A 16,396-nucleotide genomic window follows, 5' to 3' on the forward strand; every position below is an offset into this window, starting at 1 on the left:
TCGTTTTCTATTTTTAGATTTAGCTAAAAGATTAATCTACCACAACTTCTGGCTTATCGCCGTTGTTTAAGTTAATACTTTCTACTTTTTTGCCCTTGTTTTTTATATCGGCTAAAACTTTATTTAGTAATTTAATCTTGTAATCAACATTATTTAAATCACCAAACTTAACTTCAATATCTTCTACCATTATACCAATATCAAGCTTATTTTCCAAATTTAACTTACTTACCCTACCTATAATAGGAGATGTGCTTATAGCCTTAATAAAATTCATTGTAGTTTCAGAAGAGGTAAAATTTTCACCCAATTCTTTATTATAAGAGTTTATATCTATTTCGATAAGCCTTTCGGTATTTATCTTATCCACATCAGCTGTTATAAGTCCATTATTTGATACATAAAAATCCTTATTTTTTATCTTATAAAGTGGGAAGTCTTCCCCAATTTCTACTGATAAAATCTTAGGAAAAACCTTCCTAACTCTTGCTGTCTTTACAAAGTTTAATTTTTTAAGTTCCTTTTCGCTTCTTTTATAATCATATAATAGTATATTTTTACCAACTGGTGACCTAAGCTTCTTTATTACCTCTGTATCATCAGTTATAACATTACCTTTTATGTATATATCCTGTATTTTCATAAAGGGATGCGTGTAAAGATTTACAAATATGCCAAGCAAAAATGCCAATAAAATAAGGAAGAAGAAAATCTTACTTTTAGGCTTTTCAATTTCTTCCTTACCTGGTCTTCTAGCTATATATTTTTTACTAAAAATTTTTGATCCCTTTTTTATAATTCTATCATCGTTTTTATTAGTCATTAATCAATTAACTTAGTAATCTCGCTATAAATTTTGTCAGTTGCGGACATATCAGCAAGTTTATAAGCTTCTTCCCCCATTTTTTGCATAGTATCTTTATCTTTTATTATACTCAATATAGATTCATTTAATAGGTCAGCTTTTAAATCTTTTTCTAAAATCATAAGGCTTGCTCCATGGTCCATATAAGTTCTTGCATTATACTCTTGATGATTTTCTGTAGTGTATGCCTTAGGTATTAATATCGAAGCCTTGCCAACTGATGAAATTTCTGCAAGACTCATCGCTCCTGATGAAGCTATTATTAAATCTGCTAGGCCATAAAAAAGATCAATATTATCTATATATTCAAAAACTTTTAGGTATTTGCTTGGTGATGCTTTCTTTACAAAATCATCATAATACCTATTTCCTGTTTGATGGAGGAGGTAATATTTTCCATCAAGCTTTTTGCTTAGTTCTAAAACCGCTTGATTTAATGCATAAGATCCATTTGATCCCCCAAAGGAAAATACAATAGGCTTATCTTCATCTATTCCAAGACTTTTTAAATCCTCTTCAGTATAAGTAAGATTGAAATTATTTCTAACAGGATTGCCTGTTACTACAATATTTTTTTGATATTTAAAATGCTTTTTTGCTTCCTCGTAGGAAATTAATACCTTATCAACCCTTTGAGATAGGAATTTACTTGCCATACCTGGATAAGAATTTGATTCATGGACAATTGATGGAATATGAGCTCTTGCAGCCTGGTAAAGAATAGGTGCACATACATAGCCACCAGTTCCTACAACTAATTCTGGTTTGAAATCCTTTATAATTTTTTTAGCTTGGCCAAATCCTTTAATATTTGCTAAAAGTGATTTAAATAATCTTTTATTAATCTTTCTAGGTATGCCCATTGCTTCTATAGAATGAAATTTATATCCGTTTTTCTTGGCTATCCTTTCTTCTGGGCCGCCTTTTATTCCAACATAAAGTATTTCTACTCCTGGATTTTCTTCTTTTATCTTATCACCTATTGCTATGGCAGGATAGATGTGACCACCTGTCCCACCACCAGTTATTATTGCTCTTTTCATATTTATCCTAACTTTTTTACAAGGTCTTTAAAGTCATCTCCCCTTTGTTCATAGGACTTGTACATATCCCACGAAGCAGAGGCTGGAGATAGTAAAACTACATCACCGCTTTTGGCTTCTTTATAAGCTTCATCTAAGGCTTCTTTCATATTTTCTACCATTATATAAGAAACTCCTAGGTCCTTGCAGATATTTTCTAACTTTTGCTTTGTCTGGCCCATTATTATCATAAGTTTGCCATTTTTCTTGAAAGCTTTGACATAATCAGTGTAGTCGATGTGCTTATCATAGCCGCCTGCAATTATAATAATAGGTATATCGAAAGACTCAATAGCCTTTACAGAGCTATCGACATTTGTCCCCTTGGAGTCATTATAATAATCTACTCCGTCAATTGTTTTTACAAACTCAAGTCTGTGAGCAATTGATTTGAAGGTCTTAATTGACTTTATAATATCATCAAGTTTTATCCCATATAGATAAGTTAAAAGGATAGCTGCCATGGCATTTTCATAGTTATGCCTACCTATTACAGATAGACCTCTAACATCTAAAATGCCTTCATCATCATGATTTTCATCTATGAGGTAGATTGTATTTTCTTTTAGGTAAAGACCTCTTTCCACCCTTTGCCTGCTTGAAAATTCATAAACTTTTGCCTTAAAGCTTAACTTATGTGCTTTCAAAATCTTATCGTCTTTGTTTATCACTAAAAAATCTGACTGATCTTGATTTGATGATATTTTTAGCTTTGAATTTATATAATCATCAAAACTACCATGCCAATCTATATGGTCTTCGTTAATATTTAGGATTGCAGCAAATTTTGGATGATATAACTTGCTATCATGTAGTTGAAATGATGATAATTCTTCAACAAAGACTCCCTCATTATTATACATTTGCCACAAGATTCCCTCGCCTATATTTCCAACCGCATAGGCCTTATGACCTGACTGATTTAAAATATGGTTTACCATCGATGTGGTGGAAGTTTTACCATTTGTACCAGTGATTGCAATCTTTTCTTTTTCAGGAAATAACCTTTGTGACGCTTCTATATCTGAGATGATTTCGTTTCTCTTTTCTAAAAGCTCTACATATTCATCATTTGGCTTGATTCCAGGTGATTTAAGTACAAAGTCAAACTTATGATCTTCTAAATTAGCGCAAGAAATAGGGCTATAGTTATAGCCCTTGAGTTCTTCTATTTTTTCTTTATTTTTATCGAAGGTGTAGACCTCATATCCTTTTTTATCCAAACATTTTACAGATGATATTCCTGTTACACCTAGTCCATATACTAATACCTTACTCATACTAATGCCACCAAACTTATTAATGATAATACGATAGATACAACAGCGAAGGCTGCTACTATCTTTGATTCTTTGTAACCTTTTAATTCAAAATGATGATGAATAGGAGTCATAAGAAAGACTCTTTTTTTATTCCTGTGTCTATATGATAAAACCTGAATTATTACTGATAGGGTTTCCATCATATAAACTCCACCAAATATTACTAAATAAATTGGAATTTTAAGATTTATTGCAAGGGCTACTATTGCACCGCCTATTGCCATAGATCCAGTATCTCCCATAAATACACTTGCAGGATTAAAGTTGAATACCAAAAATCCTAGGAGACTTCCAAGCATAATTAGTGCAAAAGTTTCATTATTGGTTGTCTTTCCAATTATGCTTAGAGCAATAAATACTGGGATTGATACACTTACCAAGAGGCCATCAAGACCATCTGTTAGGTTTGTAGCATTTGTAGTACCTACTATTATAAATACCATAATAGGAATTCCTATTATTGATACTGGTAGGTAAAAATTAGTAAATGGTATGAGTAATCTTGTTATAGATTCCTTGTCATTTATGAAGGCTAAAATACTTACCAAGATTGCTAGCCCAAATTGGAGGACTAATTTTTCTTTTGGTTTAAGACCTTCAGATTGTTTTAATACTAGTTTTTTGAAATCATCGATAAAGCCTACTGCTCCAAAACCCACCATGGATACTAAAAGTATTAGAGTTTCCATGCTTTTATCTAAGAAAAATAGACTTAAGATGAAGGCAGAAATTATAAAGATTATTCCACCCATGGTTGGTGTGCCTGCCTTAGCTAGATGACTTTTTGGACCAACTGCCCTAATATTTTGACCGATTTTTTTGCTTTTAAGAATTGGAATTATAAAAAATGACAAGCCCAAACTTAAAAATATTCCCAATAAAATTAATAAATACTTATTCATATTACTTCCTATCAGCAGCTAATTATTATCCTGATATACCATATCTAAATCTTCTATGGCATATCTTTGAATTCTATTTAAGTCAACGGCTTCATCAAGGCTAGTCTTAAGCCTATCTCTTTGAAGCTCATAACTTACTATATCTGCCTGTAGTCTATTATACTCAAATCTCTCATTTGACAAATTTATTCTTTTATTTATCAAAAAAGTAGTCATAGCCATTAGCATAGAAAAAACAAAGAGACTTATCCAGAATTTCATAATCCTATCTCTCTTTCTTAGCAAATCGATATTGTAAGACTTAGATCTTTTTGGTTTTTCTTTTACCTTCAGTCTAACTCTTCCTTTATTATTATTTTTTATTATCTTATATTCTATACGCTCAGCCATATCATATCCTTTGACATACTCTAAGTTTAGCAGGTTTACTCCTAGAATTAGCTTCTAACTCTTCCTTGCTTGCTGTGATTGGCTTTTTGGTTATCAATTTTACCTTAGCCCTATGATCACATACGCAAACTGGAATCTCTGGCGGACAGATACAATCTGTCGCCAAGTCTTTAAATTTATTTTTAACTATCCTGTCTTCTAAAGAATGGAAAGTAATTATAGCTAGTCTGCCATCTTTATTTATAAAATCTATAATATCATCAATGGTATTTTCTAATACGTCTAACTCTCTATTGACTGCAATCCTTAAGGCTTGAAATACCCTCTTTTCAGGATGAACTTCATTCTTGAAGTTCGCAGATTTCATAACAATATTTCGGAGTTTGAAAGTGGTATTAATTCTTTCATTTGCGCGATACTTTACTATATTTCTGGCTATGGATTTAGAGAATCTTTCCTCACCATAATCAAAAAATATCTTTGTAAGTTCATCCTGAGAGTATTCATTGACAATCTTTTCTGCTGTTAACTCATTTTGTCTATCCATTCTCATATCAAGTGGTCCATCTTTCATATAAGAAAAACCACGCTCTGGATTGTCGATTTGATACGAGCTGACGCCAATGTCCATCAGAGCACCATCGATTTTATTAAAACCCGCCTCAGTCAAGACTTCTTTAATATTTTCAAAGTTAGTATTAAAAAATACAGTATTTTTGTAGTCTTTTAAATTTTCTTTGGCAGCTTTAATGGCAGTTTCATCTTGGTCTATGCCTATAAGAAGTCCCTTATCAGATAGTCTTTCAAGGATCATCTTAGAATGACCTCCCTTTCCTAGAGTTAGGTCAGCATAAATTCCGTCTGGTTTAATATTTAAATTTTCTATAGTTTCTTTTGCAAGAACTGGTATATGTTCAAATTTCATATCATTCATCCATAATGTCGGATAAATTCACCTCGACTTCGTTTATATATTCATCCCAAACTTTTCTATCCCATATTTCTATGGTATTGTTATTGCCAATTATTATGGCCTCATCTGAGATTTTAGCATAGTCCTTAAGATTCTTATTTATCAAGATTCTCCCTTGTTTATCAAGGTTCATCTTGACAGTGGAAGAGAAAAATAGCCTTTTTATTGCACGATTTTTCTTATTTTCATAGATTAACTGGTCAAGGTTTTGAGACCTTTTTTGAAATTCTTCTTCTGTATAAATTACTAAGGAGTTCTCAGGTCCCTTGGTAAGATAGAATTCTTCCCCGAGAGAAAGTCTAAATTCACTAGGCATCATTATTCTATTTTTTGAATCCATCTTATGGATATATTCACCTAGGAACATTTCTTACCACCTTTTACCACTATCTTCCATTTCACTATCATTTTATCCTATATCAGGGAAAAAAGCAAGAAAAAAGACCGGTGTTAAAACCGGTCAATATTTACTAACTTATTTAAATTTGATTATTCTATCAGCTTTTTCTTTAGATTTAGCTTTTTGAAAATAAGGTGGGAGATTATTTTTATGTGCATATATAAATAAAATAACTCCTATTATTACAAAACCAATTGAGACTAGCTGAGCAGTCCTAAGACCAAGTACATATAAGGAATCTGTTCTAAGACCTTCTACAAAAAATCTCAAAACTCCATAACCTATAAAATATATGGCTGTTTGCTTGCCCTTGCTTGGATTTTTCTTTCTATAAAATATTAAAAATAGAAATATTAGAAAATCTCCAATTGATTCATAGAGGAAGGTAGGATGAACCTTGACCCCATCTATTATAATTCCCCAAGGCAAGTTTGTTGGACCACCGTGAGCTTCAGAATTTGCAAAATTGCCCCACCTGCCTATAGCTTGGGCAAGAATAAGGGATGGAACCATAACATCTGTAAGATCTAATATTGGAATATTTTTATGCTTAGCATATATCCATAAGGCTATAAGTCCTGCAAATATTCCGCCGTGGATGGCAAGGCCTCCTGCCCTGAAGTTTAGTATCTGGCTTGGGTTTGCTCCATAAAAATCCCATTCAAAAGCTACATACCAAAGCCTTGCTCCAATAATTCCTATTGGGAGGATTACAAAAAGTATATCGTAAATAAAGTCTTCTTCAAAACCTCTTCTTACAAATTCTTTCTTGGCAAATTGGGAGGAAATTAATATTCCTCCAATTATTATTATGGCATACCAATATATGTCTAGGCCAAAAATAGAAAAGGCTACCCTATCTATATTAAATTCCATCTTATTCCTCGCTTGGCATATCCCAATTGTGATATACTTCTTGGATGTCGTCATGATCTTCTAAAGCATCTATTAATTTGTTTAGCTTTTCATGATGAGAAGCATCTACTTCGATATTGTTAGCTATATATGAAATATTTGCTCTTTCTATCTCATAGCCCATTTTCTTTAGGCCTTCTACTGAATCATTGAAGTCGCTTACTTCTGTGAGCGCTTCATAAAAACCATCTAAATCATCAACATCACTAGCACCTACTTCTAGGGCATCCATCATAAATTGGTCAAAGTCTTTACCCTCTCCATCTACGATTATCTCTCCCTTTCTTTCAAATAAGAACATTACAGATCCATCTGTTCCAAGATTTCCGCCAAATTTATCAAAGATATGACGAACATCTGGTGCTGTCCTATTTTTATTGTCTGTTAGGCAATCTACTATAAAGGCAACTCCGCCTGGACCATATCCTTCATAAACTAATCTTTCATAGTTTTCTCCGCCTGCTTCACCACTAGCTTTTTTTATGGCCCTGTCTATATTATCATTTGGCATGTTATCTGCCTTTGCCATTTCGATAGCTGTCTTAAGACTTGCGTTATATTCTGGATCTAGTCCGCCTTCTCTAGCTGCTACTGTTATATTTCTAGCGTGTTTGGTAAAAATCTTACCTCTTTTTGCATCTTCACTACCTTTTTTATTTTTTATCTTACTCCACTTATTATGTCCTGACATTAAATCCTTCCTTTCTCATAGAGCATTAGCTCTTTTATTTTATTAATTTCTATATTGGCGCTTGTCAAATTTATTAGATCTTTTTCAAACTTCTCGTACTTATCATGTCTTACATAGATTTCAAACTTTACTATATCTGTGTAAGACTTGTCAATTACTTGATATTTTTCTTCGTTTATATAATTTTCTATCTGACCTAATAGATTATATGACAAAATTAATTCTACTACAAAATAATCTCTTTTGTAAATAAGATTTGGACCAATTGTATCAGCTACCCCTTTTGTATAAGCTCTTACAAGTCCTCCCTTGCCTAGAAGCTTGCCCCCAAAATACCTAGTTACAACTACGCAAACATTTGTGGCTTCTTCCTTTTCAAGAACAGATAGCATGGGAAGGCCGGCTGAGCCTTGGGGCTCGCCGTCATCGTTATATCTTTTAATTTCTGGAGTCGTATTTATTATATAAGCTGTACAATTGTGGGTTGCATCCTTATGGTCTCCTCTTACTTCCTCTATAAAGGCTAAGGCTTCTTCTTCACTTTCCACATGCTTTGCCCTTGTAATAAATACTGACTTTTCAACTTCAAATTCTGAAGTCTTGACTCCTTCTATTGTTTTATAATCACCTGATGATATATTTGTTGAATTTGGCATAATCTTCCTTATTTATTTCAAAAGTAATATTAGTTCCATCGCTGTCATATTCAGTTTCTAATATATCGTAATTTGTCATCATATAATCAAGAACTGCTCCATCACTAAAAGATATGTGCATCTTTACCCTTGTATAATCTTCTTTTATGACCTTGACAATCTCTTCCTTTAGTCTTATCAAATCTTTATCTTCATGGGCTGATATGAATATTCTCTCATATTCACGTTTATAAAGACTTACAGCTGTCAGATTATCGACAAGGTCGATCTTATTAAAGACATAGATAATATCCTTGCCCACAAGATTTATTTCATCAAGCGACTTTTCTATGGTCTTAATTTGACCTTCAATATTAGATGATGAATTGATAACAATTAATAGCATATCAGCAAATTTAATTTCTTCAAGAGTTGTTAAGAATGAATCATTTAATTCCTTAGATAGGTTATCTATAAAACCAACTGTATCTGTTAGAGTCACCTTAGTGTTTGAAAAATCAAGTCTCCTGGTAGATGTATCAAGGGTAGCAAATAACAAATCGTCAGAATAGACGTATTTTTCAGAACCAAACAAATTCATCATCCCATTTAATATAGTAGATTTACCAGCATTTGTATAGCCTACTAGAGAAATATTAAATGAAGACTCCCTAGATTTTCTATTTGTGACTTTTGTCTTTTCGATATCTTTTAAGGATTTTTCAAGGGATTTTATATCTCTTACTATGGCTCTCCTATCGGTTTCAAGCATGGTTTCACCCGGTCCTCTGGTACCAATTCCTCCGGCCTGTCTGGATAGGTATGAAAACCACTTATTAATCCTTGGTAATTGATACTTAAGCTGGGCAAGCTTTATCTTAAGCCTGGCTTCACGGGTGTGGGCTCTTTGGGCAAAGATATCAAGAATAAGGCTTGTCCAATCTACAACTTTTAGCTTTAACTCTTCCTCAAGGTTATATAATTGGCTTGGAGATAATTCTACATCAAAAATTACTGTCTTTACTTCTAAATTCTCCGCAAGCTCCCTTATTTCTTCAAGCTTGCCCTTACCAATGTAAAATCTTGGATTAACCTTACTAACAACTTGGCTAACAAAAGCAACAGGCTTTCCACCTGCTGTATTTATCAAAGATTCTAATTCATATATTTTAATTTCTTCATCATCATCCCTGTCAAGGACATTGACTTGTATTACTTCTTGCATAAAATTCCTTTCCCTAAAGATTATACTTTTATCTAAAATTTAATAAAGTATGGAACTTACCCGCAAAAAATGATAAAATAGATATAGGTATAATTTACGAAATATAAAAAAATACAAATGGAGGCCATATGCATAAAAAAGCAGCCGCTATTATCATAAAAATCTTACTAATAGTAGTACTATTTTTAGGGTCGATTATGGTAATATTTGCAGGAATAACAGGCGGTGCAATACTTGAAGTCATGAAAAATGCACCAGAAATCGATGCTAACGCTATAAAAAATGAAATGAGTCAAAACTCAGTCATTGTAGATGAAGATGGCAATGAAGTAGATGCTATTGCTACAAGTCAATATAGGGAGATAGTTGATTATAACAAAATCCCTGATGACCTTAAAAATGCCTTTGTAGCAGTAGAGGATGAGAGATTTTATGAACACAAGGGAATTGACCCAATATCAATCCTAGGTTCTATGGTAGAAAACCTAAGGGCAGGAAGCATTGTAAGGGGTGGTTCTACCATCACCCAACAACTTGCTAGAAATACTTATCTTAGCAACGATCAAACCTATCAAAGAAAGATAAAAGAAATTTATCTAGCTCTAGAAATAGAAGAACACCTAAGCAAGGAAGAAATCCTAGGAACCTACTTAAATAGAGTCTTCATGGGCCAAAATACCTATGGAGTTCAGGCAGCAGCCAAAACATACTTTAATAAGGATGTATCAGAGCTAAACCTAGCCCAATGCGCAGCCCTTGCAGGAATTGTCCAATCTCCATCAGAAAATTCCCTCTATAAGTCATTAAAGACAAGCGAAGTGACAAATGAAAAAGTCCTCGGTGAATTTACCATAGACGGGACAAAATATTCTGCAGTTTATAACGAAGCGCCAATAAAGCGAGAAGTATATATACTAGATAAGATGTTAGAATTAGGCTATATCGATAAGAAAGCTTACGATGAAGCTATAGAATTTGATGTATCAAAATCTATAGAACCTGCCGAAAGAGCTAATACCGAAATCGCCTCATATTTCAATTCCCTACTTGAAAAACAAGTTGTAGCTAAACTTATGGAAAAATTAAATATGAGTGAAAACCAAGCTTGGGATAGGCTTTACTACGGCGGCCTTAAAATAACAACAACCATAGATACAGAGATGCAAAAAACTCTCGAAGATATCTATAGCAACTTCTCATCCTACCTCATGGGAGATACTTCAGGTTGGGATGTCGCTCCCCTACTTAAGATGAAATATGATAATTGGGGAAATATTATAAATACTGATGGCAAGCTCTTATATTATGCAAAAAGCAACTTCTTAAATGAAAATAATGATATAAGACTTTCCCCTGATGATTGCCATATGGATGATGACGGGAATATAGTTCTTACAACAAACAAGGCCTATCTAGATCAGGCAAAACTAGTCTTTAGAAACTATTATTCCCTAGATGATGAAAACAAAAACTTAAGAACCCACAGAACAGGAGATATAGACCTAGGTTCAAATAAAAATATCTATCTAGATGATGAAGATAATATCGTAATATCAAAATCTTACCTAAAAGATAACGAAAACTTATTTACAGCCTACGATGATGGAAGTTTTTCAATAAATAAGGACTATTATGATATAGACCTAGAAGGTACAATTCAGCCTCAATCATCAACAGTAATAATCGACCAGGCAAATGGACAAATCAAGGCTATAATGGGTGGACGTGACCAAAAAGGTATGAGAATCCTTGATAGGGCTTCATCTGTTCCTAGACAACCAGGTTCATCAATTAAACCAATAGCTACCTATACTCCAGCGCTAGACAATGGCTTTAACCTTGCAACAGGTGTAGATGATGTACCTCAAATGTTAAATGAAGATGGCAAGCCTTGGCCAAACAACGTCTATGAGTACTACATGGGAGTAAAGCCAATCAGAGAAGCTATAAAAATGTCAATAAATACAATAGCAGTCTCTACCTTAGATAAGGTTGGAATTGATACATCAATCTCCTACCTCAAAAACTTTGGCATAATCAAAGATAGCGGAGCCGACAACTTCGTAAGCTCTGATGAGGATAAGGAAATAAATGACGAAAACCTCGCAGCCCTAGGTCTTGGAGCAATGACTCGTGGTCTAACAGCTCTAGATATGACAGGAGCCTATGCAGCCCTTGCAAACTACGGAAAGTATAACGAACCACTCACCTTCTCAAAAATCGTGGACTCTACAGGTAAGGTTCTATTTGAAGAAAAAGAAAAAACTAGTCATGAAGTAACAAGTTCAGAAACAGCCTACCAAATAACATCAGCCCTACAAGATGCTGGTAAATTCTATGGCAATATCTACCTAAATGGAACAGATTTTGCCACAAAGACAGGTACAACAGATGATTACAACGACTTCTGGTGCCTAGGCTATACCCCATACTACACAGTAGGAATCTGGATGGGATGTGATGATCAAAACATCTCCCTAACTGGTACATCTGCAGAAAGAGCAGCCCTCATGTGGAATGTAATAAATAACAAAATCCTAGATGGCTATGAAGCTGCTAGCTTTGAAGTTCCTAAAGGCATAGTTTCAATGAAGGTAGATACTATGAGTGGAATGCTTCCAACCGATGCATCTTATGCAGACCCAAGAGGAACTGTCATCACAGAAATCTTCGGACCAAATAACCAGCCAACAGCAGAAGACGATGTACACGAGTGGGTAAACGTAGATTCAAGAAATAATCTCTTAGTAAGTAATGTAACTCCAAGCGAGTTTATAGTCTCAAGGTCATTTATAAATCCAAAGAGCAACTACGATCCAAGTAAATTTAATAACATTTATCCAAAAGATTGGAAGCAAAGAATTCCAAAAGCTTATTCTAACCTCGGAGAACCAGAACCTGAGGATGAAGAAGATGATGATGATAAAAAAGATAAAGACAAGGACAAAAAATCTGACAAGGATAAGGAAAAACCAAAAGACCAAGAGCCAAAAGAAGAAAATCCAGAAAACCCACAACCATAGGAAAAGCCGCTTGAATGCTTAAACATTTCAAGCGGCTTTATTTTTTATTACTTATTACGTCCTTGGATAAGACCGAGTACAAATAATAAAATCACTGCACCGACAATGGCTGTAATGATTTGACCAAAAGTACCTGCGGCATAGTTTTTAAAGATGAAGTTACCTAAGTAACCACCAAGTATACCTACAAATATATTAGCAATACCTCCCATTTCGGCATCTCTTTTCATAATTCTACTAGCAATCCATCCTGCTAGGGCTCCTATAATTAGAGTCATAATAAATCCGTAATTTCCCATAATTACTCCTTTCATATTTAAAATTTCAAAGAAATTATTTTTATATTTACTACATTATTATATATATCCATTTTTAGACTTTTTAAACAATTATATTATAGATAAAAAACAAATTTCCTTATCTTTATGGTATAATAAACCTGGAAGGTGAAGTATGGAAAAGATTAATATTTTAATTATAGAAGATGAAGAAAGCATAAATAATATAGTGAAATCTTACCTAGCAAAGGAAGGCTATGGAGTATTTCAAGCTTATGATGGCGAGGAAGGATTAAAAATATTTTTAAATGAAGATATTGACCTAGTTATCCTAGATTTGATGTTGCCAAAACTTGCTGGTGAGGAAGTTATAAAAGAAATCAGAAATAGATCAAAAGTACCTGTAATCATGCTATCAGCAAAAGTCGAAGAAGATGATAAAGTCAAGGGCCTAAGACTTGGAGCAGATGATTATATAACAAAACCTTTTTCTGCAAGAGAATTAATAGAAAGAATAAAGGCAATCCTTAGAAGGATTGAAAAATACAATATACCAAGAGCTGATATTATAAAAACCCTAGATGGTAGGCTTGAGATGGACCTTAAGTACAACAGATTTTTCAAAGATGGTGAGGAAATCTACTTAACCAAAAATGAATTTTCAATACTTAAGACCCTATTTTCAAACCCTAACAAAATCTATACCAGAGATGAGATAATCCAAATAACTTTTGGTTATGACTACGATGCCTATGATAGGGCCATAGATACCCACATCAAAAATATCAGACAAAAAATAGAAGATAATCCCAAAAAACCACAATATATCAAGACAATTTATGGGATGGGCTACAAGTCCGGTGGCATAGATGACAACTCTCAAGAATAAGATAATTAAAAACTTTATAGCAGGGATCCTCTCTTGTATCTTAGTTTTTTCAATTCTTATCACCTTGATGGTCACAATCAACTATAACGACTTATTTAGGCAGTTAGATGATAAGAGGCCAAATGAAATCTCAGATCAATTTATAAGACTAAATAACGATAAGGATATATCAAGCAAATTCATGTGGTCATATCTTGATAACATGGCCCATGATTCAAAAGTAGATATTGAATATTACGATGAAGCTGGCAAGCTTATAAAACATTTAGAAGGCCGTGATAAAAGCGATGATTCTAAGATTCTATCTAAGGAATATAATATCATAGATGATACAACAAACCTAAATGCTGGTAAAATTATAATCCGCTACAACAGGGACCTAACCGGTGTAAACGAAGTTAAAAACAACTTTACCCAGGCTGTAATTTATGCAATTACAATATCTCTTGCAATCGGAACAGTTATAGCTATAATCTTATCTACCAATATATCTAATCCAATTACTTCAATTGGAGAATCTACCCTCGCTATCAAGGAAGGCGTCTATGATCAGATTGAAGAGGAAACAGATATAAGAGAGATTGAAAATCTTAAAGATAATATAAATTTCCTCTCAAACAACCTCAAAAAGCAAGAATCAATTAGGAAACAATATGCCCAAGATATATCTCATGAGCTTAGGACTCCCCTAACCAATCTTAAGCTTACAATCGAGGCTATGAAAGATGGAATAATAGATGCAGATCCTGCCACTTTTGACACACTTACAGCAGAAATAGTAAGGCTTGAAGGCCTTATTGTTGGACTTAAAAATACCTTTGAAGAAAATGTTGCACACGCTGTTTTATCAAAATCCATGGTGGATGTAAGTGAGCTTGTCTCATACATCGCAAAAAGTTTTAACGCAAAGGCAAAGCTTAATAATATCAGAATTAACACTTATATCGATGAAGATGTAAGGCTCTATACCGACAGAGATAAGCTAAGCCAAATCATTCAAAACCTAGTTTCAAATGCCATAAAAGCTATAGGCAAAAATGGTACTATAGAGATAAATCTGACTGAGGATGAAAAAGAAATACAAGTAAGTGTTAAAGATAGCGGTATAGGTATAAAAGAAGAAGATATACCAAGAATATTTGATAGGTTCTACAGGGTAGAAGATTCTAGAAATACCAAAGATAACGGAGTTGGCCTGGGACTTGCCATAACCAAAAACTTTGTCCTAGCCTTAGAAGGAAAAATAAGAGTTAAATCTAATCTTGGCTTTGGAAGCGAGTTTAATGTAGTCTTTGAGAAAAATAATAGGATGAACAATGACAAGAAGAAAGACAAACACCTCTAGGAGGTCTAGAAAAGTAAATAAAAATAGCAAAGATAGGAATTCTTCACCAAAAAACCAAATCAGAGTTGTTAAAGATAGAAGGTCCATGGATAGGAGCGCCAAAGCCCGCCTAAGAAAGAGAAGAGAAAGGCAAAGAATATATTGGCTAAGGAGAATAGCTCTTCTTGCTTGCCTATTAATTGTTATCTTTATTCCAAGCTATCTTATCTACAAAAAAGTTAATTCCTACAAATTTTTAGATTATCCAAGCTTTAGGGATGAAGTTCTAGATGACATATCAAAAGAAGCTTTCGTGACTTCAACTGAAGGCAGGAGCCTAACAAGTGCCGAAAAATCCAGCGACTTCGATAAGCTTCTTAAATACATGGTTAAAAACTATGCTGTAGATAAAAACAATAGGCAGTCTTATGAAGATTTTATCAAGCAAGGTGAAACATATAAGAAAAAAATTGCCAATTCAAAGACTGACCAAGAGTTTTTCACAATTTTGGGTAATTACCTATCACTATTAAATGACCCAGCAAGCAAAATCCTAGATAAAGATACTTACGACGATTTGTTTGATTATTACAAAAATAAGGGTCAATCTCATATAAAAACTAGCCTTGAAAATCCTCAGGTAGTAAATAGATATAAGAGAATAATAAACGATAAGACCACAAGCAAGGCAAATATAGCAATTGAATCAGCAAGCACCCTAAGGATCAGCCTATCAGTGTTTAAACTTTCAGAGCTTAACACTATAATAGATGAGATGACCAAGGCTGTGACCTCTACCCCATCAATCACTAGAATTATTCTTGATTTAGAGGAAAACTCATCTATAAATTATCTCTTTGTAAATGAATTTGCGAAATACCTAATTCATCAAGACTATAACTTTGAAGATATCTTTTATTATAGAGGGTCTCTTTTAGGCAAAAACCTAGAAGATATCAAAAATTCAAATGAATCTGATTACCAAACCCCTTATATTAAAAATCAAGCAAGTAAAACAAACGAAAAACCAAGCTCTTTTAATCTTAGTGACTATTCCTACTATGATAAGGTGACACTTAAGATAAAAAAGGATAGCACCTTTGCTAATAGGGGAATCTATATTTTGGTAAACTCAAATACCGCTAATGAAGCTATTAGACTTGCTTCAATACTAAAGGATTCAGGGGCCTATGTAGTTAAAAACGCCCTAGATCCAAATCCAAATATGAGTGATAGGATTTACAATATGATGCCAAGCCTCTTAGTGCTAGACCACTCAGGCCTTATTGTGAGCATAAGCACAGCTAGAGAAAAGGGCGAAAATAAGTATATAGAATATAATCAAAGAATCAATTCTAAAAATCCAATAGGAAGCATCCTATCTATCGCGGGCTAACCTTTAATTTTAAAATAAGTACCAAAAAACTAGGCTTTTGACCTGAACCCCAAAATCCGGAATACGGATGGAGGGGTTTTAGTATG

General features: G+C 33.6%; 16 protein-coding genes. 4 read left to right on the forward strand and 12 right to left on the reverse strand.

From position 1 onward, the window contains the following. Positions 1-31: 31 nt before the first annotated feature. From ACCQ42_RS01360 to hflX, 11 genes are all read right to left on the reverse strand, one after another. Entirely contained in the window at positions 32-823 is a 792-nt protein-coding gene (locus tag ACCQ42_RS01360; RefSeq protein WP_106460635.1) for a cell division protein FtsQ/DivIB, read from the reverse strand. Then, positions 823-1,908 (reverse strand): undecaprenyldiphospho-muramoylpentapeptide beta-N-acetylglucosaminyltransferase, encoded by a 1,086-nt coding sequence (gene murG / locus ACCQ42_RS01365; RefSeq protein WP_106460636.1) that lies wholly within the window; start codon positions 1,906-1,908, stop codon positions 823-825. Before murG ends, ACCQ42_RS01360 begins: the two co-directional genes overlap by 1 nt. A gap of 2 nt (positions 1,909-1,910) precedes the next feature. After that, positions 1,911-3,227 carry a UDP-N-acetylmuramoyl-L-alanine--D-glutamate ligase gene (gene murD, locus ACCQ42_RS01370; protein WP_106460637.1) on the reverse strand — a complete coding sequence of 439 codons (1,317 nt, stop codon included), beginning with the start codon at positions 3,225-3,227 and terminating at the stop codon, positions 1,911-1,913. Then, positions 3,224-4,171 (reverse strand): phospho-N-acetylmuramoyl-pentapeptide-transferase, encoded by a 948-nt coding sequence (gene mraY, locus ACCQ42_RS01375; RefSeq protein ID WP_106460638.1) that lies wholly within the window; start codon positions 4,169-4,171, stop codon positions 3,224-3,226. Before mraY ends, murD begins: the two co-directional genes overlap by 4 nt. An 18-nt stretch (positions 4,172-4,189) precedes the next feature. Beyond that, positions 4,190-4,561 (reverse strand): hypothetical protein, encoded by a 372-nt coding sequence (locus ACCQ42_RS01380; protein ID WP_106460639.1) that lies wholly within the window; start codon positions 4,559-4,561, stop codon positions 4,190-4,192. 1 nt (position 4,562) lies between these two features. Continuing rightward, on the reverse strand, positions 4,563-5,486 hold the full coding sequence (gene rsmH / locus ACCQ42_RS01385) for a 16S rRNA (cytosine(1402)-N(4))-methyltransferase RsmH (protein WP_106461131.1): 924 nt from the start codon (positions 5,484-5,486) through the stop codon (positions 4,563-4,565). A 1-nt stretch (position 5,487) separates the two neighbouring features. Beyond that, entirely contained in the window at positions 5,488-5,901 is a 414-nt protein-coding gene (mraZ, locus tag ACCQ42_RS01390) for a division/cell wall cluster transcriptional repressor MraZ (RefSeq protein WP_410035116.1), read from the reverse strand. Positions 5,902-6,009: 108 nt separating this feature from the next. Further along, a complete protein-coding gene (gene lgt / locus ACCQ42_RS01395; RefSeq protein WP_106460641.1) occupies positions 6,010-6,810 on the reverse strand; it encodes a prolipoprotein diacylglyceryl transferase in 801 nt (266 codons plus the stop codon). Position 6,811: 1 nt separating this feature from the next. Beyond that, positions 6,812-7,540 (reverse strand): YebC/PmpR family DNA-binding transcriptional regulator, encoded by a 729-nt coding sequence (locus ACCQ42_RS01400; RefSeq protein ID WP_106460642.1) that lies wholly within the window; start codon positions 7,538-7,540, stop codon positions 6,812-6,814. Next, on the reverse strand, positions 7,540-8,196 hold the full coding sequence (locus ACCQ42_RS01405) for a YigZ family protein (protein ID WP_106460643.1): 657 nt from the start codon (positions 8,194-8,196) through the stop codon (positions 7,540-7,542). The genes ACCQ42_RS01400 and ACCQ42_RS01405 overlap by 1 nt, the downstream gene beginning before the upstream one ends. Then, positions 8,165-9,400 (reverse strand): GTPase HflX, encoded by a 1,236-nt coding sequence (hflX, locus tag ACCQ42_RS01410; RefSeq protein WP_410035117.1) that lies wholly within the window; start codon positions 9,398-9,400, stop codon positions 8,165-8,167. The genes ACCQ42_RS01405 and hflX overlap by 32 nt, the downstream gene beginning before the upstream one ends. A 128-nt stretch (positions 9,401-9,528) precedes the next feature. Here hflX and ACCQ42_RS01415 point away from each other — a divergent pair, with 128 nt between their 5' ends. Further along, positions 9,529-12,423: a transglycosylase domain-containing protein gene (locus ACCQ42_RS01415; protein WP_410035118.1), complete on the forward strand. Its 2,895-nt coding sequence runs from the start codon at positions 9,529-9,531 to the stop codon at positions 12,421-12,423. A 47-nt stretch (positions 12,424-12,470) separates the two neighbouring features. On the opposite strand, the gene ACCQ42_RS01420 is transcribed toward ACCQ42_RS01415, so the two are convergent. Then, positions 12,471-12,722, reverse strand: coding sequence for a GlsB/YeaQ/YmgE family stress response membrane protein (locus tag ACCQ42_RS01420; RefSeq protein WP_106460646.1), 252 nt, complete (start codon positions 12,720-12,722; stop codon positions 12,471-12,473). Positions 12,723-12,876: 154 nt separating this feature from the next. Here ACCQ42_RS01420 and ACCQ42_RS01425 point away from each other — a divergent pair, with 154 nt between their 5' ends. From ACCQ42_RS01425 to ACCQ42_RS01435, 3 genes are read left to right on the forward strand one after another with little or no spacing between them, the layout of a single operon-like run. Continuing rightward, on the forward strand, positions 12,877-13,590 hold the full coding sequence (locus ACCQ42_RS01425; protein WP_106460647.1) for a response regulator transcription factor: 714 nt from the start codon (positions 12,877-12,879) through the stop codon (positions 13,588-13,590). Further along, positions 13,571-14,935: a sensor histidine kinase gene (locus tag ACCQ42_RS01430; protein WP_106460648.1), complete on the forward strand. Its 1,365-nt coding sequence runs from the start codon at positions 13,571-13,573 to the stop codon at positions 14,933-14,935. The genes ACCQ42_RS01425 and ACCQ42_RS01430 overlap by 20 nt, the downstream gene beginning before the upstream one ends. Continuing rightward, positions 14,907-16,310 (forward strand): peptidase S41, encoded by a 1,404-nt coding sequence (locus ACCQ42_RS01435; protein WP_410035119.1) that lies wholly within the window; start codon positions 14,907-14,909, stop codon positions 16,308-16,310. Before ACCQ42_RS01430 ends, ACCQ42_RS01435 begins: the two co-directional genes overlap by 29 nt. Positions 16,311-16,396: the final 86 nt, after the last annotated feature.

It is taken from the genome of Anaerococcus kampingae (assembly GCF_046365475.1).
GTDB classification, from domain to species: domain Bacteria; phylum Bacillota; class Clostridia; order Tissierellales; family Peptoniphilaceae; genus Anaerococcus; species Anaerococcus kampingae.

What these genes read in the sequence shown, in the direction of transcription:
- ACCQ42_RS01360 (WP_106460635.1), bottom strand. Translation starts at nt 823, where the DNA reads ATGACTAATAAAAACGATGATAGAATTATAAAAAAGGGATCAAAAATT.
- murG (WP_106460636.1), bottom strand. Translation starts at nt 1,908, where the DNA reads ATGAAAAGAGCAATAATAACTGGTGGTGGGACAGGTGGTCACATCTAT.
- murD (WP_106460637.1), bottom strand. Translation starts at nt 3,227, where the DNA reads ATGAGTAAGGTATTAGTATATGGACTAGGTGTAACAGGAATATCATCT.
- mraY (WP_106460638.1), bottom strand. Translation starts at nt 4,171, where the DNA reads ATGAATAAGTATTTATTAATTTTATTGGGAATATTTTTAAGTTTGGGC.
- ACCQ42_RS01380 (WP_106460639.1), bottom strand. Translation starts at nt 4,561, where the DNA reads ATGGCTGAGCGTATAGAATATAAGATAATAAAAAATAATAATAAAGGA.
- rsmH (WP_106461131.1), bottom strand. Translation starts at nt 5,486, where the DNA reads ATGAAATTTGAACATATACCAGTTCTTGCAAAAGAAACTATAGAAAAT.
- mraZ (WP_410035116.1), bottom strand. Translation starts at nt 5,901, where the DNA reads ATGTTCCTAGGTGAATATATCCATAAGATGGATTCAAAAAATAGAATA.
- lgt (WP_106460641.1), bottom strand. Translation starts at nt 6,810, where the DNA reads ATGGAATTTAATATAGATAGGGTAGCCTTTTCTATTTTTGGCCTAGAC.
- ACCQ42_RS01400 (WP_106460642.1), bottom strand. Translation starts at nt 7,540, where the DNA reads ATGTCAGGACATAATAAGTGGAGTAAGATAAAAAATAAAAAAGGTAGT.
- ACCQ42_RS01405 (WP_106460643.1), bottom strand. Translation starts at nt 8,196, where the DNA reads ATGCCAAATTCAACAAATATATCATCAGGTGATTATAAAACAATAGAA.
- hflX (WP_410035117.1), bottom strand. Translation starts at nt 9,400, where the DNA reads ATGCAAGAAGTAATACAAGTCAATGTCCTTGACAGGGATGATGATGAA.
- ACCQ42_RS01415 (WP_410035118.1), top strand. Translation starts at nt 9,529, where the DNA reads ATGCATAAAAAAGCAGCCGCTATTATCATAAAAATCTTACTAATAGTA.
- ACCQ42_RS01420 (WP_106460646.1), bottom strand. Translation starts at nt 12,722, where the DNA reads ATGGGAAATTACGGATTTATTATGACTCTAATTATAGGAGCCCTAGCA.
- ACCQ42_RS01425 (WP_106460647.1), top strand. Translation starts at nt 12,877, where the DNA reads ATGGAAAAGATTAATATTTTAATTATAGAAGATGAAGAAAGCATAAAT.
- ACCQ42_RS01430 (WP_106460648.1), top strand. Translation starts at nt 13,571, where the DNA reads ATGACAACTCTCAAGAATAAGATAATTAAAAACTTTATAGCAGGGATC.
- ACCQ42_RS01435 (WP_410035119.1), top strand. Translation starts at nt 14,907, where the DNA reads ATGACAAGAAGAAAGACAAACACCTCTAGGAGGTCTAGAAAAGTAAAT.